20 protein-coding genes are annotated in these 17,256 nt (G+C 40.7%); 10 read left to right on the top strand and 10 right to left on the bottom strand.

Translation table 11 applies throughout. The features are described 5' to 3' along the window. Positions 1-4 precede the first annotated feature (4 nt). From HT685_RS01670 to HT685_RS01655, 4 genes are all read right to left on the bottom strand, one after another. On the bottom strand, positions 5-202 hold the full coding sequence (locus HT685_RS01670; RefSeq protein WP_000267708.1) for a hypothetical protein: 198 nt from the start codon (positions 200-202) through the stop codon (positions 5-7). Positions 203-485: 283 nt separating this feature from the next. Beyond that, positions 486-1,112, bottom strand: a complete 627-nt coding sequence (locus tag HT685_RS01665; protein ID WP_173278925.1) for a Rha family transcriptional regulator — start codon at positions 1,110-1,112, stop codon at positions 486-488. After that, a complete protein-coding gene (locus HT685_RS01660; protein ID WP_173278924.1) occupies positions 1,103-1,849 on the bottom strand; it encodes a BRO family protein in 747 nt (248 codons plus the stop codon). The genes HT685_RS01665 and HT685_RS01660 overlap by 10 nt, the downstream gene beginning before the upstream one ends. A 16-nt stretch (positions 1,850-1,865) precedes the next feature. After that, on the bottom strand, positions 1,866-2,063 hold the full coding sequence (locus HT685_RS01655; RefSeq protein WP_017644139.1) for a helix-turn-helix transcriptional regulator: 198 nt from the start codon (positions 2,061-2,063) through the stop codon (positions 1,866-1,868). A gap of 164 nt (positions 2,064-2,227) precedes the next feature. On the opposite strand from HT685_RS01655, the gene HT685_RS01650 reads away from it, so the two are divergent. The 7 genes from HT685_RS01650 (at position 2,228) to HT685_RS01620 (ending at position 8,653) form a co-directional block, all read left to right on the top strand. Further along, positions 2,228-2,812 (top strand): helix-turn-helix transcriptional regulator, encoded by a 585-nt coding sequence (locus tag HT685_RS01650; RefSeq protein WP_173278923.1) that lies wholly within the window; start codon positions 2,228-2,230, stop codon positions 2,810-2,812. A 145-nt stretch (positions 2,813-2,957) separates the two neighbouring features. Beyond that, entirely contained in the window at positions 2,958-3,953 is a 996-nt protein-coding gene (locus tag HT685_RS01645; protein ID WP_173278922.1) for a virulence RhuM family protein, read from the top strand. Positions 3,954-4,147: 194 nt separating this feature from the next. Next, positions 4,148-5,314: a site-specific integrase gene (locus HT685_RS01640; RefSeq protein WP_173278921.1), complete on the top strand. Its 1,167-nt coding sequence runs from the start codon at positions 4,148-4,150 to the stop codon at positions 5,312-5,314. Between the two features lie 160 nt (positions 5,315-5,474). Continuing rightward, entirely contained in the window at positions 5,475-6,419 is a 945-nt protein-coding gene (locus HT685_RS01635; protein ID WP_000815623.1) for a magnesium transporter CorA family protein, read from the top strand. Between the two features lie 11 nt (positions 6,420-6,430). Then, complete coding sequence (locus HT685_RS01630) at positions 6,431-7,108, top strand: DUF1129 domain-containing protein (protein WP_050220387.1); 678 nt, start codon at positions 6,431-6,433, stop codon at positions 7,106-7,108. 141 nt (positions 7,109-7,249) lie between these two features. Further along, positions 7,250-8,284: a S66 peptidase family protein gene (locus HT685_RS01625; protein WP_173225086.1), complete on the top strand. Its 1,035-nt coding sequence runs from the start codon at positions 7,250-7,252 to the stop codon at positions 8,282-8,284. Between the two features lie 105 nt (positions 8,285-8,389). Beyond that, complete coding sequence (locus tag HT685_RS01620) at positions 8,390-8,653, top strand: SemiSWEET family transporter (RefSeq protein ID WP_000166114.1); 264 nt, start codon at positions 8,390-8,392, stop codon at positions 8,651-8,653. Between the two features lie 89 nt (positions 8,654-8,742). Here HT685_RS01620 and HT685_RS01615 read toward each other — a convergent pair whose 3' ends face one another. Genes HT685_RS01615 through mutL form a run of 3 tightly spaced genes read right to left on the bottom strand, consistent with a single transcriptional unit; the run spans position 8,743 to position 11,874 of the window. Beyond that, complete coding sequence (locus HT685_RS01615) at positions 8,743-9,306, bottom strand: DNA-3-methyladenine glycosylase I (RefSeq protein WP_173225083.1); 564 nt, start codon at positions 9,304-9,306, stop codon at positions 8,743-8,745. A 9-nt stretch (positions 9,307-9,315) separates the two neighbouring features. Then, complete coding sequence (gene ruvA, locus HT685_RS01610; protein ID WP_000273423.1) at positions 9,316-9,909, bottom strand: Holliday junction branch migration protein RuvA; 594 nt, start codon at positions 9,907-9,909, stop codon at positions 9,316-9,318. 15 nt (positions 9,910-9,924) lie between these two features. Beyond that, positions 9,925-11,874, bottom strand: a complete 1,950-nt coding sequence (gene mutL, locus HT685_RS01605) for a DNA mismatch repair endonuclease MutL (RefSeq protein ID WP_173225080.1) — start codon at positions 11,872-11,874, stop codon at positions 9,925-9,927. Positions 11,875-12,185: 311 nt separating this feature from the next. On the opposite strand from mutL, the gene HT685_RS01600 reads away from it, so the two are divergent. The 3 genes from HT685_RS01600 (at position 12,186) to HT685_RS01590 (ending at position 14,559) form a co-directional block, all read left to right on the top strand. Further along, a complete protein-coding gene (locus tag HT685_RS01600; protein ID WP_164226527.1) occupies positions 12,186-12,626 on the top strand; it encodes a LytTR family DNA-binding domain-containing protein in 441 nt (146 codons plus the stop codon). Next, positions 12,623-13,081, top strand: coding sequence for a DUF3021 domain-containing protein (locus HT685_RS01595; protein ID WP_173225077.1), 459 nt, complete (start codon positions 12,623-12,625; stop codon positions 13,079-13,081). Before HT685_RS01600 ends, HT685_RS01595 begins: the two co-directional genes overlap by 4 nt. Before the next feature lie 215 nt (positions 13,082-13,296). After that, the gene (locus HT685_RS01590) at positions 13,297-14,559 is read left to right on the top strand and encodes an NRAMP family divalent metal transporter (protein WP_173225074.1); all 1,263 of its coding nucleotides are present in this window, start codon (positions 13,297-13,299) and stop codon (positions 14,557-14,559) included. 265 nt (positions 14,560-14,824) lie between these two features. Here the strand turns inward: HT685_RS01590 and nrdI are convergent, their stop codons facing one another. The 3 genes from nrdI to HT685_RS01575 form a co-directional block, all read right to left on the bottom strand. After that, positions 14,825-15,295 carry a class Ib ribonucleoside-diphosphate reductase assembly flavoprotein NrdI gene (gene nrdI, locus HT685_RS01585; RefSeq protein ID WP_173225070.1) on the bottom strand — a complete coding sequence of 157 codons (471 nt, stop codon included), beginning with the start codon at positions 15,293-15,295 and terminating at the stop codon, positions 14,825-14,827. Positions 15,296-15,372: 77 nt separating this feature from the next. Further along, positions 15,373-15,906: an ABC transporter permease gene (locus HT685_RS01580; protein ID WP_173278920.1), complete on the bottom strand. Its 534-nt coding sequence runs from the start codon at positions 15,904-15,906 to the stop codon at positions 15,373-15,375. Positions 15,907-15,966: 60 nt separating this feature from the next. Next, complete coding sequence (locus HT685_RS01575; RefSeq protein WP_173251604.1) at positions 15,967-17,253, bottom strand: response regulator transcription factor; 1,287 nt, start codon at positions 17,251-17,253, stop codon at positions 15,967-15,969. Between the last annotated feature and the right edge of the window lie 3 nt (positions 17,254-17,256).

Genomic DNA, 17,256 nt, shown 5'->3' with positions numbered 1-17,256 from the left:
GTTCCTATGTTGTGTAATTGCCCTGATGGCTTTTTAATGCTTTTTTACTATACTGGATATCCTCACACTCAAAGTTTTGCGATGGCGAGTGTGGGGATTTTGAATGGTTGTTTCTTATACAGTTTTTCTTGCCTACAGCCTCATGCTCTCGGTCGCCAAATTTCTGAGCATGGGGCTTTTTAATGCCGTTTTCCTGCCACATGCCTCACACTCTCCTCGACCAAAATTTGAGTGTGGGGATTTTTGAGTTGTTTCTTATAGACGATATCCTCACGCTCAGACTCGCCAAATTGAAAGCGTGAGAAAGTACCAGTTTTAAGAGTTGGCGCTCTCCGTATGGTCAAATTGCCCTAAATATGCTATAATCTAGGTATAAATCTTACTAAAACCTCTTTGATAATAGCTTGCCTGCTTTGTTAAATTCGTTTTAGTGTTAGTGTTAAAGGCTTTGCGGTGTGGTTATTGCTAAGCCTTTTTTGTTGTTCTCACGCGCTTCTTTGGCGTGTTTTTTTATTTCTGAATGCCATAGCTTTAATTTCCTGATAACTCATATTCAATCCAATCATGGCTATGACCATATCCTCAAATGCCTGGTATTGCTCCAGCTCGTCACTGGTCAAGCTATCGATGCCATTATAGCCCCCACGTTCCGCCATTAACTGCTTAGCGTTCCTATCGGTTACGGCCTTTAGTAGCAGGTTGTTCATGGTGCTATGCGGGTACTTGGGTGCATTAGGCCATGTTTCTATACTGTCATGCAGTGTTTTTCTTTTTGGCTTTTCTAGCGCCCTCTGCATACGAAACTTAGAAAGTTCCTCACGCATTTCAAAGAAGGCTTTGACAAGATTCTTCTTGAACTCCTTGACAGGTTCAGTATTTCGTAAGTAGGTGATTAGCAAAGTAGCTTGTTGCTCGTTCAAAATATAATCCCGTGCATTTTGTCCACTCTCTGAAGGTGAAATTTTAAATTGCACCTTTCCGAAACTCTCAAAATCCTCTCGATGTTTATTCAGCAAGATCTTCAAATGTCTGTGCTTAATTTCAGCGCATTCTGCCACAATACTGCTCAGTGTATACGGCTCTTTCTTACCGTCCATGTAGACTAATTCCATTGTGGTTCTACCTCCTGCATGAATCGGGTTAGCTTGCTTGTCAGACGGCTCTTCTCGTCCATATTTTTAGCCTCTGCAATGGCTTTGGCTAGTGTATCGATATAATACCACTCTGCCTCTGCCAACGTGTCAGGGGCTTTTATAGTGGTCTGTGGTTCTTCCACCAATTCCCCAGCCATGTAGTAACCTTGTTGCCTAATATCTTTTAATACTTGCTTAACCCATTTCTTAAACTCTTTAGCTTTTGGTTTGCGTGATTGGAATAGAATCTCATATAATCCTTGCTCAGTTAAAAACCAGACTTGCTGAACGCCTCCAGGGGTAAGAACTTTCTTCTTGTCCTTTTCGTCTTGGTCTACCATTTCAAGAAACTTGCTCAAACTACTATTTGAGTAGTCAATCATTCTAGCAACCTCCCCAGCTCTAAAAAGTGGGTTGTCAAAATCTCCGTAGATATCCAACGCTTGACCGTGGAAAATAGTAGTAGTTACAACCTGCAATAGTTGCCCTTGGTCTGTTGTTTCTTCAAAAATACTTACTTGTGTTGTCATGTCTTGCTTGACCTCTCTGTATAACTTGTTTAGTCGCTTTCTGCTTTCCTTGTTGGGCTTATGTTTGCCCTGTGCCCATTTGCCAACCGTTCGGGGGTCTATGCCTATCCGTTGGCCAATAGCTACCAAGTTCAACCCGTGAGTGGTTCGCATTTCATCAATGACCCTTGTATAGTTCCTCTTCATTGCTTGCCTGCCTTTCTTAATCTTCTGGTGTTAGTAGTTCATCAATAGAAACACCTAGATAGTTAGCAATCTTTAGCAAGGTTTCAATATCTGGGCGCTTAGTACGCTCGTAATACAAAGCTATCAAAGTGCTTTTTGCGATACTTGTCGCCTTGTGTACGTCTGAAACCTTTTTTCGTTGTTTCGCTAAAAGAACACGAAAATTATTTTTCATATCCTTACCCCTCCTTTTTTGTATTTTTTGGAAAAATTGAAGCGTTAACGCTAAAATTATATCTCTGATTATACACTATATTTTTATCGTGTCAAGTAAAATAATAAAAAAACTTGAAAAATTTTAGCGCATAGGCTAAAATGTTTTCAAGGAGGAGTTTTCTTATGCTTCGTAATAATTTAGCTAAATTGATGATTGATAGAGGTATCTCGGCAACTCAATTATTTAATGACACTGGTATAGCACGCTCTACCATTTCAAAAATTTCAAATAATAATACAGATAAAATAAACTTACAAACCATTGATAAAATTTGTAATTATCTAGAGGTTAGCCCTTCAGAATTTTTTGATTTTTGGCCTTATGATGTAAAGGTACAGTGTGGTTTTATTAATTTTGATTCTCTAGCGGAAGTAAAAGAGAAATGGAATGCAATACCAGACTTTAAAGAACCTGCTTTTCTATTAATTGAATTTACTAGAGGTAAAAATATAAAAAAAATTCTTGAGTATAGATTTAATTACATAGAAGAATATGAACCAGGTATTCCATTTAACAATGGATATTTAGATAGTATTGTTCTCGACAATTCACCGTCAGAAACGAGTATTTTTGATAACATGCCTGTTCAATTTCAAAATGAATTAGTTGAAGAAGTAAAAGAAAAACTATCTGAAACTTTTGAAGTTCTGCCATTTTCACCAACGATAGAAAATTTGGATTTATTCACCCTCAGCGGTCTGTTCTAAACCCACGCGCCACAATGCTCAACAATCCTGAAGCGCGTGGATTCTCGTGGTTCGCTCAAGCTTCAAGCCTATATAAGCCCCATATCTACTAATTTTGTTGATGTCAACAAATGTCAACCACTTTCAATATTTTAGAAAGGATCTCATGAACGAATTACAATTTTTAATCTATACCGCTGACAACGATAGCGAGACAGCTAGTGTCATCATCAAAGGCGAAACTATCTGGGCTAGTCAGAAAGAAATGGCTAGACTTTTCGATGTCGGTGTTCCTGCAATTAGTAAACACCTAAAAAATATCTTTGAAGAGGGCGAATTAGAAGAAAAAGCAACTATTTCCAAAATGGAAACAGTTCAAATAGAGGGTAGTCGTGAAGTTGTACGCCAAGTTGATTTCTATAACCTTGACGCCATCATTTCAGTTGGTTACCGTGTCAATTCCCAAAAAGCTACGAGATTTAGACAGTGGGCTACTTCGGTACTTCGTGAGTACATGATAAAAGGGTTCGCCATGGATGACAACCGTCTGAAACAAGGCGAAAACTTGCTGGAAAAAGACTATTTCCGTGAGCTGTTGGAGCGCGTGCGTTCTATCCGAGCTAGTGAGCGTCGTATATGGTTGCAGATTACAGATATTTTTGCTGAAATCTCTATCGACTATGACCCACAAAGTACGTTGACTAAGCAATTCTATGCTGATGTACAGAATAAGTTTCATTATGCAATCACTGGCCAAACTGCTGCGGAAATCATCTACACGAAAGCTGACCACACAAAAGACAACATGGGACTTACAACATGGAAAAACTCCCCTAACGGTCGCATACTGCAAGCAGATACCCAAATAGCAAAGAATTACCTTTCAGAAACAGAAATCCGTTCCCTTGAAAGAGGAATATCTAGCTATTTTGATTACCTGGAAAGACAGATAGAACAGCGAAAAGCTCAGACAATGCAACAACTAGCCCAAAGTATTGACCGCTTTTTGACTTTCCAAGAATACGATATTTTAGAAGGTCATGGGAAAATCACTTCCAAGGTTGCGAAAGATAAAGCAAAAGCAGAATACCAACTATTCAATAAAACTCAAAAGATAAACTCGGACTTTGAAAAAACTTTAAAACAGCTAACTGACGATTAAAAACTTTAAATACACGCCTGTTTACTATAAACAAGCCCATATTAGCCCCATATCCGCCTTGTTTCCTACTCTGGTATTATTTACCGTCTGACTATTTAAAATCGAATACAGGGCAAACTGTGAAGCCCTAGCATGATATAAAACCTTTTTGATAATGGCTTGCCTGCTGATGTATTTTAGAAAGGTTTATCATCATGAAAATAACTGAAGTTATAAAAAAAGACGGTAGTAAAGTCTATCGTGCTAATGTATATCTAGGAGTTGACCAGGTAACAGGAAAGAAAGTAAAAACCAAAGTAACAGGTCGGACACAAAAGGAAGTGAAGCAGAAAGCCAATCAAGAAAAAATAGCTTTTCAAAAAGCAGGATCTACCAGACAAAAGGCTATTACCATAAAAAACTATCAAGAATTGGCAACTCTCTGGTTAGAAAGTTATAAGAATACGGTTAAGCCAAACACTCAAGGCAATGTTAGAAAGTTAATTGATAATCATATACTGCCTATTTTCGGGGCTTACAAGCTCGATAAGCTCACTACTCCACTTATCCAGTCAATTATCAACGAACTTGCTGACAAGACTAATAGAGGGGAAAAAGGGGCTTTTCTACATTATGACAAGATACACGCTTTAAACAAACGTATCTTACAGTATGGCGTAACCATGCAAGCTATACCGTCCAATCCTGCGCGTGATGTTATTTTACCTCGTAACACTCAGAAAGCAAAGCGGAAAAAAGTAAAGCACTTTGAAAATCAAGAACTAAAAAAATTTCTTGGTTATCTCGATAATTTAGATACTCATAGATACCGTTATTACTATGAGACGACGCTCTATAAGTTCCTATTGGCTACTGGTTGCCGTATCAATGAGGCTCTAGCGCTTAGCTGGTCTGATATTGACTTAGATAATGCCGTTGTACATATTACCAAAACACTAAATCGGGATCTAGAAATCAATAGCCCAAAATCTAAGGCTAGTTATCGGGATATAGATATAGATCAAGCGACTGTTAGCATGCTAAAGCAGTACAAACTGCGCCAAACTAAAGAGGCTTGGAAGATAGGACAACGTGAAAGCGTGGTATTTTCTGATTTCATTCATGAGTATCCTAGCAGTTCAAGACTTAAAAGAAGATTGCAAACACATTTTAAGCGTGCTGATGTTCCTAACATTGGCTTTCATGGATTCCGTCACACTCACGCTAGTCTCTTGCTTAACTCTGGAATACCATACAAGGAACTCCAGTACCGCCTAGGTCATTCCACTTTATCAATGACCATGGATATATATAGTCACCTCTCAAAAGAGAACGCAAAAAAAGCAGTATCATTCTACGAAACTGCACTAAAAGCACTATAGGGGGAGCAAAAAGGGGAGCAAATTTAAAAATCAACATTTCAAGACAAAGTAAAAATCCAATAGCAACAGGATTTTTGTTAGATTTATTTTGAAAAAGGCCGATTTTGTAGTATAATAGTACGGTGTGAAAAAATCTGAAAAATGAGAAAGGATAAGGGATATGAAACAAGTTTTTCTCTCTACAACAACTGAATTTAAAGAGATCGATACGCTTGAACCGGGTACTTGGATCAATCTCGTCAATCCGACTCAAAATGAATCACTCGAAATCGCTAACGCCTTCGACATTGATATTGCCGACCTTCGAGCACCGCTCGATGCGGAAGAAATGTCTCGTATTACGATTGAAGACGAGTATACCCTGATTATCGTAGACGTTCCGGTCACAGAGGAAAGAAATAACCGCACCTACTACGTAACCATCCCGCTTGGTATTATCATCACCGAGGAAACCATTATCACTACGTGTTTGGAACCACTACCTGTCCTCGATGTCTTTATCAACCGTCGCTTGCGTAATTTCTACACTTTCATGCGTTCGCGTTTTATCTTTCAGATTCTCTATCGCAATGCAGAGCTTTACCTAACAGCCCTTCGTTCAATCGACCGTAAGAGTGAACAAATCGAAAGTCAACTGCATCAATCAACTCGTAATGAAGAATTGATTGAGCTCATGGAGTTGGAAAAAACTATCGTCTATTTCAAGGCTTCCCTCAAAACAAATGAGCGTGTGATTAAGAAATTGACCAGCTCAACCAGCAATATCAAGAAATACCTTGAGGACGAAGACCTGCTTGAAGATACCCTGATTGAAACCCAACAGGCCATCGAGATGGCAGATATTTATGGAAACGTCTTGCACTCTATGACGGAGACCTTTGCCTCTATCATTTCCAACAACCAGAACAACATCATGAAAACCTTGGCCCTTGTGACCATCGTCATGTCCATCCCAACCATGGTCTTTTCTGCCTACGGGATGAACTTTAAGGATAATGAAATCCCCTTAAACGGCGAGCCTAATGCCTTCTGGTTAATCGTCTTTATCGCCTTTGCTATGAGTGTCTCGCTCACTCTCTATCTCATCCATAAAAAATGGTTCTAAGAGGAGTTCCTATGTCTCAGATTGATCTACAAAAATTAACAAAGAAAAACCAAGAGTTTGTCCACATCGCTACCCAACAATTCATCAAAGATGGGAAAACAGACGCTGAAATCAAGGCTATTTTTGAGGAAGTTATTCCCCAAATCCTTGAGGAGCAAGCCAAAGGTACGACTGCTCGTTCCCTCTATGGCGCACCGACCCACTGGGCTCATAGCTTCACTGTTAAGGAGCAATATGAAAAAGAGCATCCAAAAGAAAATGATGATCCAAAACTCATGATTATGGACTCAGCCCTTTTCATCACTAGCCTCTTTGCCCTCGTCAGCGCCCTCACAACCTTCTTCTCAGCAGATCAAGCTTTCGGCTATGGATTGATTACCCTCCTCTTAGTTGGACTGGTTGGTGGATTTGCCTTCTACTTGATGTACTACTTTGTTTACCAATACTATGGACCAGACATGGATCGCAGTCAACGCCCACCTTTCTGGAAATCTGTACTAGTTATCCTAGCTTCTATGTTCCTTTGGTTGCTTGTCTTCTTTGCAACAAGCTTCCTACCAGCTAGCCTTAACCCAGTACTTGCTCCATTGCCGCTGGCTATTATCGGAGCAGCCCTCCTAGCCCTTCGCTTCTATCTTAAGAAACGATTGAACATCCGAAGCGCAAGTGCAGGACCAACACGCTATTAAGAAGAATGATAAAAGCAACTGCAGGCGCGGTTGCTTTTTCACTTACTTTTTTGATTTAAAAGCATTCTTCTGAAATCCCACATAGCTCTATCTAATCTTTTGTGATAAAATAGGCTCAATCTATTTCTAGGAGGATAAAATATGATTTCTACTATTGGTATTGTTAGTTTGTCTAGTGGCATTATCGGAGAGGACTTTGTCAAACACGAAGTAGACTTAGGTGTCCAACGTCTCAAGGATCTGGGACTCAATCCTATCTTTTTGCCCCATTCGTTAAAAGGCTTAGACTTTATCAAGGACCATCCTGAAGCTCGTGCAGAGGATTTGATTCATGCCTTTTCTGATGATAGCATCGATATGATCCTATGTGCCATCGGTGGAGACGATACCTATCGTTTGTTGCCTTATCTTTTTGAAAATAACCAACTACAAAAGGTTATCAAACAAAAAATTTTTCTTGGCTTCTCGGATACAACCATGAACCATCTCATGTTGCATAAACTAGGAATCAAGACTTTTTATGGTCAATCCTTCTTAGCAGACATTTGTGAATTAGACAAAGAAATGTTAGCCTATAGCCTTCACTACTTTAAAGAATTGATTGAGACGGGAAGAATCTCAGAAATCCGGCCTAGTGACGTTTGGTATGATGAAAGGACTGATTTCAGTCCCAAGGCTCTGGGAACACCTCGTATCAGTCATGCAAATACCGGCTTTGAGTTGTTGCAAGGAAATGCACAGTTCGAGGGGAAAATCCTCGGTGGCTGCCTCGAATCCCTCTACGATATCTTTGACAACTCTCGATACGCAGATAGCACGGAGCTCTGTCAAAAATACAAACTTTTCCCTGACTTGTCAGACTGGGAAGGCAAAATCCTCTTACTAGAAACAAGCGAAGAAAAGCCTGAGCCGGAAGACTTCAAAAAGATGTTGCAGACTTTAAAGAACACTGGTATATTCGAGGCCATCAGTGGACTCCTGGTCGGAAAACCTATGGATGAAACTTTCTATGACGACTATAAAGAGGCACTATTGGATATTATTGACAGCAATATTCCGATTCTCTATAATCTAAATGTCGGCCACGCAACTCCAAGAGCAATTGTCCCCTTTGGCGTCCATGCCCATGTAGATGCACAGGAGCAAGTCATTCGCTTTGACTATAACAAAAAATAAATAGTTTCTCTATTTTTGTGCTTTTGTATTCGTTTTCGTTACAATTTGTATCTGAATTTATTGCATTTCGCTAATTTCTATGTTATCCTTTTGAAGGAGGTGTATATGACAAAACAAAAAATTAATCGAATCGTAGGTTCTATTGGTGCCTTTATTGGAATTATAGTATTTATTGCCTACATACCTCAAATTATCGCTAATTTACAGGGAAATAAAGCTCAACCATTTCAACCTTTATCAGCTGCTATATCTTGCTTAATCTGGGTTATTTATGGATGGACAAAGGAACCTAAGAAGGATTGGATACTAATCATTCCAAATTCAGCTGGTGTTATTTTAGGTGGAATCACTTTTTTGACTTCACTCTAACAAATCTAATAGTATATATAAAAAGCTGGGAAAAGTTTCTCAGCTTTTTTCTATATTCTATTCTCAGATATGCGAGTTACCTGTACACACTAATGACCGCTTTTCCACTCACAATCGTTCTCATGGTCATCAACCAGGCCTGCTGCTTGTAAAAAAGACAAGACGGCGACTGGGCCTGTGAACTTGAAGCCTCGTTTTTTGAAATCTTTAGCTAATTTCTCAGACAAAGGTGTTTTAGCTGGGGCTTGGCGATAATCAGGAATATCATTGACGATAGTTTTCCCCTCAACAAAAGACCAAAGATAGGCATCAAAAGAGCCATATTCTTCCTGTAGTCGTAAAAATGCTTGGGCGTTAGCGCGTGTAGCAAAAATCTTGGCTCTATTTCGGATGATGGCTGGATTCTCCAGCAAGGCTTCCAATTCGGTATCGGTCATCTCTGCGACTGCTTGAATTTGATAGCCATGAAAGGCTTCTCGGAAAGCCTGGCGTTTGTTGAGCACCGTTTCCCAAGACAGGCCTGCCTGATAGGTTTCCATACACAACAATTCAAACAATGCTTGGTCATCATGGAGGGGCTGGCTCCACTCCTCATCATGATAGGCAATGTAGAGCGGATTGGTCATCTTGACCCACGAACAACGTTTTGTCATGCTCTGCTCCTATTTGACCAACATTTTAAGGGCCGACTTGATGTAGTTCTCAGCTGTATCTGTCGTTCCTTCAAAGAATTTCTTGATTTTCTTGAGCTCTGTTGCCTTGTATCCCAGAGCCAACATGGCCTCCATAGCTTCTTCCAATTCTTGGTTTTCAGCGCTAGCTTGCACTGCCACCTTGGCAGGAAGGTCATCTCCTGCAACTACTACCTTGCCTTCCAAGTCTAGCACCATCTGCTGGGCTGTTTTCTTACCAATTTTAGGGAACTTGGTCAAGTAGGTGATGTTCTTGGTTTCGATGGCTTGAACCAAGCCAGCATTGTCATCAGCAGCGATAATAGCAAGAGCTGATACAGGACCAATCCCAGAAACCGAAATCAGACTGAGAAAGAGCTTCTTCTCGTCTTCTGAGCGAAATCCATAAAGTAGATGGGCGTCCTCACGTACAACTTGATGCACATAAATTTGAGCTTCTTGGTTGACCTGACCTGAGTAGGCATAGGGATTGGCCACATGCAAAATATAACCGATACCGTTGACTTCAAGAACAATGTATTTAGCAGTAATTTTGGTAATGATTCCTTTTAAATATTCGTACATAGTTTTCCTTTTAGTTTAATATTTCCCCAACTCACGGAGACTGGTGTGATTTTCCTGAATGCGTCGGAACATCTTTTCCATATCCGACTTGGTAAAATGCACCAAAACAGGACGTCCGTGGGGACAGTTATAGGGATTGTCACATTGAGAAAGCTGATAGAGGAGTTGTCTAGCTGAATGATCATCAATACGATGATTGGCCTTGATAGACCGCTTGCAGGACATCATGATAGCCAACTCTGCTCGATATTTCTTGATAGAAACTTCCTTGGTCAAGAGTAGCATGTCGCACATTTCATAGATACCTGACTCAATTTCCTCCTCTGCCATCCAAATAGGATGTTCGCGTAAGATGAATTGATTTTCTCCGTACTCTGCTAGAAAGACGCCCACTTCCTCTAAAAGTGCCATTCTTTCCTTGAGACGCAGAGCATCATCCGCTGGAAATTCAAAGATGTAGGGCACTAGGAGTTGTTGCTGGCTCTGGTCAACATCACCAATGCTTTCACGGTACTCCTCATACTTGACCCGTTCCTGAGCCGCATGTTGGTCTATGATGTAGAGTCCATCTCGCCCTTGAGCAAAGAGATAGGTCCCATGCATTTGCCCGAAAAATTCCAACTCTGGGAAGCTTGAAGATTCTTCTCGCTCTAGCTTATCATAGGCTTTATCCAGACTGGCTAAATCTAACTCTGGATGGTCTAGTTGGTCATAGTTAGCAGGTTTTCTCTCTGCAAAATGCAGTTTTGCTGGCTTGGTTAACTGATCTAAAGTTTCCTTTGCAAACAGGGTTAAGTCCTGCCCTTCCTCAGTTAATTCAACCTGATAATCAGCCACCTCAGCTTGGCTAGGTCTTGTCGGCTCTGTTTGCTCATAGTAGAGAGTATTTTCTTTGAGTGGGAGAATGGTCTGCTCCACCTTTTGACGATTACGCACAGTCGATTTGGCAAGATTTTCCAAGGCATCAGGTATCAAAGTTTGCTCCTTGAGACTATTAGAAATAGCTTCTGAGACCAAGGCCATCAATTCTTTTTCCTTGGAAATCCGCACCTCTTGCTTGGTTGGATGCACATTGACATCCGCTAGATAGGGGTCAATATGGATGTGAATGACAGCCAGTGGAAAACGGCCTACCATAAGCTTACTACCATAGCCGTCAAGAATAGCACGATTGAGTAAAAAGTTCTTGATATAACGACCATTGATGAAGAGGCTGATATAGTTGCGGTTGGCTCGAGTTAACTCAGGCAAGGACACAAAACCTGAAATTTCGAAATCTAGGTCAGAGTTCTCAATTTCAATCATCTTCTTGGCACTGACCAAACCATAAATTCCTGCGATTGCTTGTCGCAGTTGACCAGTCCCAGCTGTCCGCGTCATTTCCTTGCCATCACTAATCAAGCTGAAAGAAATCTCAGGATGGGCCAAGCCCAGACGGTTGACAATATCAATGATATGAGACAACTCTGCTTGCTGGCTCTTCATATACTTGAGGCGAGCAGGCGTGTTGAAAAAGAGGTCCTCCACACAAACCTTGGTTCCCACAGGACTCGTCGCTGGGATGACTTCCTCAACTTCACCCCCACGCGCGACTAACTTGGTTCCATGACTAGCACCATCCACCGCCGTCAAAAGGGTCAAAACACTAACAGAAGCGATAGAAGGCAAGGCTTCACCACGAAAACCAAGCGTCCGAATCCGAAAGAGATCTGCCTGATTTTTTATCTTACTGGTCGCATGACGACGCAGAGCCAGCTCTACCTCATCGTGGGCAATTCCATGACCATTATCTGTGATTTGAATCTTCTTGAGACCAGACTCTTCAATCTCAATGATAATCTGACTAGAACCCGCGTCAATAGCATTTTCTACCAACTCTTTGACCACACTGGCAGGACGTTCAATGACCTCTCCAGCCGCGATTTGGTTTGCCAGCACCTCTGGCAATTCAATAATATGAGACATTTTTCAGCCCCTTTCTGTACCTGTTTTCCTAGAAATTGATTAGTGCTATTATACCATATTTCAGATAGGACAGAAAAGCAAGCGCCACATAGGAGCCAAATCCCTCCACATAGACAAAGTCCCTTGCCAGGGGGCATAAAATAGTGGTATACTCAATAAAAATCAAAGAGCAAACTAGAAAGCTAGGCGCAGACAGTACTTTAGTACGGCAAGACGACGCTGACGTGGTTTGAATTTGATTTTTGAAGAGTATTAATAAAGATGTACAAGAAGTGAGATTAATTTTGTATGAAAAACAAGGAGAGAAGTTTATGAAAGTAGAACTACAGATTAGTGAAACTTACGAAGAGGAAAAGCTGATTGTTCAAGCACCTCAGCCGACAGATAAAGTCCAGAAAGTCATCGAGTTCGCAGAAAATCTGGATCTAACAGAAAAAATCAAAGGGAAAATCGATAATCAGGTCTATCTCGTTGAGATTGGCAAGATTCAACGCTTCTATATCGAGAATCGGAAGGTTCTAGCCGAAACCGCGAGTCAGACCTACAGCATTGATTTGCGACTCTATCAGGTCCTTGAAATTCTGCCAACCAATTTTATCCAAATTTCCCAATCAGAAATCATCAATATCGATTCCATCTCTCATCTCAAGCTCACCCCCAACGGCCTAGTAGAAATTTTCTTGAAAAACGAAAGCTTCACCTACTCTTCACGCCGTTACCTAAAAACCATCAAGGAGAAATTAGAACTATGAAAAAACAAGTATTTCACGACGCAGCCACCGGTGTTCTTATCGGCCTCATCCTCTCTATCATCTTTTCACTCATTTATGCACCGAGTATCTACGCACCACTAAATCCCTACTCTATCATCGGCCAAGTGATGGCTCAACATCAGGTTCACGGTGCCCTGGTCTTGCTCTACTGTACTCTTATCTGGGCAGCCATCGGTATTCTCTTCAACTTTGGTAAACGATTATTCAGCCGTGACTGGAGCATGCTTCGTGCCACTCTGACTCATTTCTTCCTTATGCTGGCTGGCTTTGTCCCACTAGCAACCCTAGCAGGTTGGTTCCCCTTCCACTGGTTCTTCTATCTCCAGCTCATTATCGAGTTTGCAATTGTCTACCTCATCATCTGGGCTATTCTTTATAAAAAAGAAGCTAAAAAAGTGGATCACATCAATCAACTCTTGGAGCATAGAAAGTAAGAACCTCATAATAAGCAAATCCGAGAAAGAAACTTCTCGGTTTTTCTTTATCCTGCTGTACCTTACTATCATAGCAGTTATTTTCAGATCTTCTTTGTAAATTTTCTGTAATTTTCTATCTTTTTTCAAAATATTCTTGCATTTTCCCAAAGTTTTTTGTAGAATATAGATTACATATCCAGATTATTCTGAAAATTCAAAAAGGAGTATTTATCATGTCACAAGCTATTTCCTTAAATCAATCAACCTGGGCAAGCAAGCTAAAAGCAATGGGACCTGGAATCCTAATGGCAACTGCCGCTGTTGGAGGTTCCCACATTGTATCTTCCACTCAAGCTGGCGGTTCTTACGGTTGGTCTCTACTTCTCTTGGTCATCTTAGCCAATGTCTTTAAATATCCATTTTTCCGTTTTGGTGCTGAATACACAGCTGATACTGGAAAGACTTTGGTTGAAGGTTATGCCGAAAAAGGAAAACTCTATCTCTGGATTTTCTTTATCCTCAATGTTTTTTCGGCTATGGTCAACACAGCTGGTGTCGCCATTCTGTGCTCAGCTATCATCGCCAGCGCCTTCCCAATGATCGGTCTTAGCATCACTCAGTGGTCCCTCATTCTCGTTGCAGTCATTTGGGCTATGCTACTCTTTGGAGGCTACAAACTCTTAGATGGTATGGTCAAATGGATTATGTCTGCCTTAACCATTGCGACTGTTCTTGCAGTTATCATCGCAGCGGTCAAGCATCCAGAATACAGTTCTGATTTTGTCGAGAAGACACCTTGGCAAATGGCAGCTCTGCCCTTCATCGTCTCCCTCCTAGGATGGATGCCGGCTCCTATTGAAATTTCAGCTATCAATTCACTTTGGTCAGCTGAAAAGAGAAAGACCGTCAACTTTAACACAGAAGACGCTCTGTTTGACTTTAACACTGGTTATATTGGAACAGCTATCCTAGCCGTCTTCTTTGTAGCACTGGGAGCACTGATTCAGTATCCTACAGGGCAGGCGGTTGAAGCTGCTTCGGCCAAATACATCTCTCAATTCGTGGGCATGTATGCCTCTGTTCTTGGCGAATGGTCCCGTTACTTGATTACCTTTATTGCTTTCCTGTGTATCTTTGGAACAGTTATCACTGTTATTGATGGCTATTCTCGTGTCAATCAGGAATCTCTCCGACTGCTAATCAGTCAAAAAGAAGACAATCGTAAATCTTTGAATATCTGGATGACCATTACTGCTATCATCGGTATCGTCATTATCAAGTTCTTCTCTGGTCAGGTGTCAACCATGCTCCGCTTTGCCATGATTGGCTCTTTCCTGACAACACCTTTCTTTGCTCTTTTGAATTACGCCTTGGTAACGCGTGAAAACAAACATCTTCCTTCTTGGCTCAAACACCTTGCCATTGCAGGATTGATTTTCCTCTTTGGCTTCGCCATCTTCTTTATCTACGCACTCGCAATCGGAAAAGCAGGTTAACTGACAAGCGCGAGATGAAGATAATACTCTTCGCAAATCAAATTCAAACCACGTNNAAGTACAGCCTGCGGCTAGTTTCCTAGTTTGCTCTTTGATTTTCATTGAGTATAAGGTTTCATTTCAAGAGAAAATGCAGCAAATATTTCTATGATAAAAAGCATAAGAACAAGGTTTTGAAGACCTGAACTTATGCTTTTTTACGTTCTCAAAGACTGTTTATACTCAAAAAACAGCTAGCAAATCCCAAGCGCCTCTTATATTGACTTTAATTCTCCCTTTCCAACTCATACAAATCTGCGATAATAGCTGCGACATGTTTGATATCTTCCAGCATGCCTCGCATTTCAAAATCAGCCAATACAGGGAAACCAAAACGTTGACTGTATTGCTTGGCTGTCAGACAGTATTGATTATTAAAGTTACGATTTCCTGAACCAACCACACCAAAACACTTGCTAGCATTGTCACCATAGGCGATAAAATCCCCAACGGGTGTCGTCAAGATCTCAACATCTCCGTTATCCACGCCATTCCCACCTTCGAGATAGGTCGGCAAAAAAGCGACATAGGGATGGTCCATCTCATAGAAATTTTTACCTTCCTTGACCAAATCCTTGATATGAATCTTTTGAACCTCAATTCCCTCGTACTGGGACAAGAGATAATCTTTCAAGCGCGTCACAAAACTTTCAGTGTTGCCACTCAAACTAATATAAACTAAAGAAATTGTCTTCATATGTACCTCCATGATTTTATTTTTAATCGAAAAAGAACTACCAAGATTGTATCTTGATAGTTCTTTTTTGTCAATACTTAGGCAAGATTTTCTGCTTCCTCTTCTTCTGCCAAGGCTTTCTGTTGTCGCCACATCTTATAGAAGACAAGAGCTAGGAAGAGAATATTGATGACGATATAGAAAATGCTGACAGCTTTTGAACCAATACTCATTGTCAAACGCATGCTCTCATCTTGAACCAACTGCACAGCGTCCTGTAAACCAACATAGCCATAAATCGAACCGATAATAGCTAACAAAACATAGCCAACGTAAGTATAGTTTGCATATTGCAAATTCTTACGAATAAGGAAGACAATCGCTACGACCACTAAAATAACAGATAGCACAATCAAGGCCATATTAAAAATAGAATGATATGCTTCTGCTACTCCATAGTTGTAATTAAGCTGGTCTTCTAATTGCTGAGCACTGACCCCTGCAACTTGTTTCTGAGCGGCACGAAGAGCTTCTTTGCTAGGTAAGGGACTCAACATTCCAAACAGAGACATTGCTGAAATAAGGGCAGACAAGATTAACAAGACCCATAGATAAATCGGTTTCTTTTTCATAATAGAACCTCCTAATAATATTATTCATATTATAGCACATTTTATAAAGGAATACAAATCTTACAGTATCGTTTCTACCTGTTTTCGGTAGGCTTTTGGCGATTTTCCGCACAATTTTCGGAAAACTTTATAGAAATATCCAAGGTTACTGTAACCAACAGCATAACAAATATCTTCGATACTATCACTAGTCGAAAGCAAGAGCTGCTGGGCAGCCTTAATACGTTGTTTGTTTAGTAACTCTGCAAAGGTCGAATCGGTTTCACGCTTAATCAACTGTCCTAGATAGACAGGATTGATAAAGAGGGCCTTACTGATATCCTTGAGGGACAGCTCCTTTTGGTAATCACGACCAATGACTTCCAGCACACTGACCACATTTTCATTCATACGGTATTGACCGAAAAAGCTGGTCAGAGTTTCCTTGATATAAGAAACCAATTCATCGAAGGATTGAATAGCATGAATGGTTTTGACAATGTCCGTCATATCATCAGCTTTGAGATGTTCAAACAAGTGAAAGACATCCATGACAAACTGGATAAAAAGCTGTTTGGTAATCGGAACACGCGGTGTATTTTCAAGAACCACCTTCTCCAAAAGGTTCAATTCTTCCACGATTTGATTGAGATTCCCCTGAATGATAACCCTATAAATCGGTTCGTAGTAGGCAAAGAGACTCTGAGACTGCTGTAGATTTACAGAGCCGTAAAAGAGGGCTTTCTCAGCATTCAGCTTCCAGCGTTCAAAGTGTTCTTGATAAGGAGCTTCAAAAGGTGTAACGACCAAACCATCTAGGGGTTGGTCAGAAATGAAAATCTGCCAATCTTGACCCAAGACATAGTAGGGAATAGTGAAGGAGCCCTGTTTTTCCTTTGAAAGACCTATCCACCAATTCTCCTTACCACCTAAATAACTAACAAATCCAGCATCGTCTAAATCTTGACTGAGGGTCTGACTTTTCTTACCTCTCTCGCCGAGCTGACCTGCAATCTTCTCCAGCAGATTTCCTAGCTCTACCTTATCAACAGGCTTAACCAGATAGTCCACCACACTAAGGTTCATAGCTCTTTTTACATAATCAAACTCCTGATAACCTGACAGCAGGATATAGGCAGCATCTGGTAAGATTTCTTTCATCTCTCGAATCATATCAAGCCCTGTTTTGTCGGGCATATTGACATCGGAAATGACCACATCGACAGGATTTTCCTGAACATATTCTAGGGCTTCATCGGCATGACTGGCTGTTGCGACGACCTCCATATCCCACTTATCAAAGGGAATCAAACGTTTCAGACCTTCTGTCACCATGTACTCATCATCTACTAATAATACTTTATACATCTT

It is taken from the genome of Streptococcus sp. 5004 (assembly GCF_013276755.1).
Taxonomy (GTDB): Bacteria; Bacillota; Bacilli; order Lactobacillales; family Streptococcaceae; genus Streptococcus.
This window is presented reverse-complemented; position numbering and strand designations above follow the sequence as displayed.

Coding starts and splice junctions, on each gene's coding strand:
- HT685_RS01595 (WP_173225077.1), top strand. CDS start 12,623: ATGAAAAAACAAGTATTTCACGACGCAGCCACCGGTGTTCTTATCGGC.
- HT685_RS01580 (WP_173278920.1), bottom strand. CDS start 15,906: ATGAAAAAGAAACCGATTTATCTATGGGTCTTGTTAATCTTGTCTGCC.
- HT685_RS01625 (WP_173225086.1), top strand. CDS start 7,250: ATGATTTCTACTATTGGTATTGTTAGTTTGTCTAGTGGCATTATCGGA.
- HT685_RS01645 (WP_173278922.1), top strand. CDS start 2,958: ATGAACGAATTACAATTTTTAATCTATACCGCTGACAACGATAGCGAG.
- HT685_RS01600 (WP_164226527.1), top strand. CDS start 12,186: ATGAAAGTAGAACTACAGATTAGTGAAACTTACGAAGAGGAAAAGCTG.
- nrdI (WP_173225070.1), bottom strand. CDS start 15,295: ATGAAGACAATTTCTTTAGTTTATATTAGTTTGAGTGGCAACACTGAA.
- HT685_RS01640 (WP_173278921.1), top strand. CDS start 4,148: ATGAAAATAACTGAAGTTATAAAAAAAGACGGTAGTAAAGTCTATCGT.
- HT685_RS01660 (WP_173278924.1), bottom strand. CDS start 1,849: ATGAAGAGGAACTATACAAGGGTCATTGATGAAATGCGAACCACTCAC.
- HT685_RS01590 (WP_173225074.1), top strand. CDS start 13,297: ATGTCACAAGCTATTTCCTTAAATCAATCAACCTGGGCAAGCAAGCTA.
- HT685_RS01635 (WP_000815623.1), top strand. CDS start 5,475: ATGAAACAAGTTTTTCTCTCTACAACAACTGAATTTAAAGAGATCGAT.
- HT685_RS01670 (WP_000267708.1), bottom strand. CDS start 202: ATGTGGCAGGAAAACGGCATTAAAAAGCCCCATGCTCAGAAATTTGGC.
- HT685_RS01620 (WP_000166114.1), top strand. CDS start 8,390: ATGACAAAACAAAAAATTAATCGAATCGTAGGTTCTATTGGTGCCTTT.
- HT685_RS01655 (WP_017644139.1), bottom strand. CDS start 2,063: ATGAAAAATAATTTTCGTGTTCTTTTAGCGAAACAACGAAAAAAGGTT.
- HT685_RS01615 (WP_173225083.1), bottom strand. CDS start 9,306: ATGACAAAACGTTGTTCGTGGGTCAAGATGACCAATCCGCTCTACATT.
- HT685_RS01665 (WP_173278925.1), bottom strand. CDS start 1,112: ATGGAATTAGTCTACATGGACGGTAAGAAAGAGCCGTATACACTGAGC.
- mutL (WP_173225080.1), bottom strand. CDS start 11,874: ATGTCTCATATTATTGAATTGCCAGAGGTGCTGGCAAACCAAATCGCG.
- HT685_RS01650 (WP_173278923.1), top strand. CDS start 2,228: ATGCTTCGTAATAATTTAGCTAAATTGATGATTGATAGAGGTATCTCG.
- ruvA (WP_000273423.1), bottom strand. CDS start 9,909: ATGTACGAATATTTAAAAGGAATCATTACCAAAATTACTGCTAAATAC.
- HT685_RS01630 (WP_050220387.1), top strand. CDS start 6,431: ATGTCTCAGATTGATCTACAAAAATTAACAAAGAAAAACCAAGAGTTT.
- HT685_RS01575 (WP_173251604.1), bottom strand. CDS start 17,253: ATGTATAAAGTATTATTAGTAGATGATGAGTACATGGTGACAGAAGGT.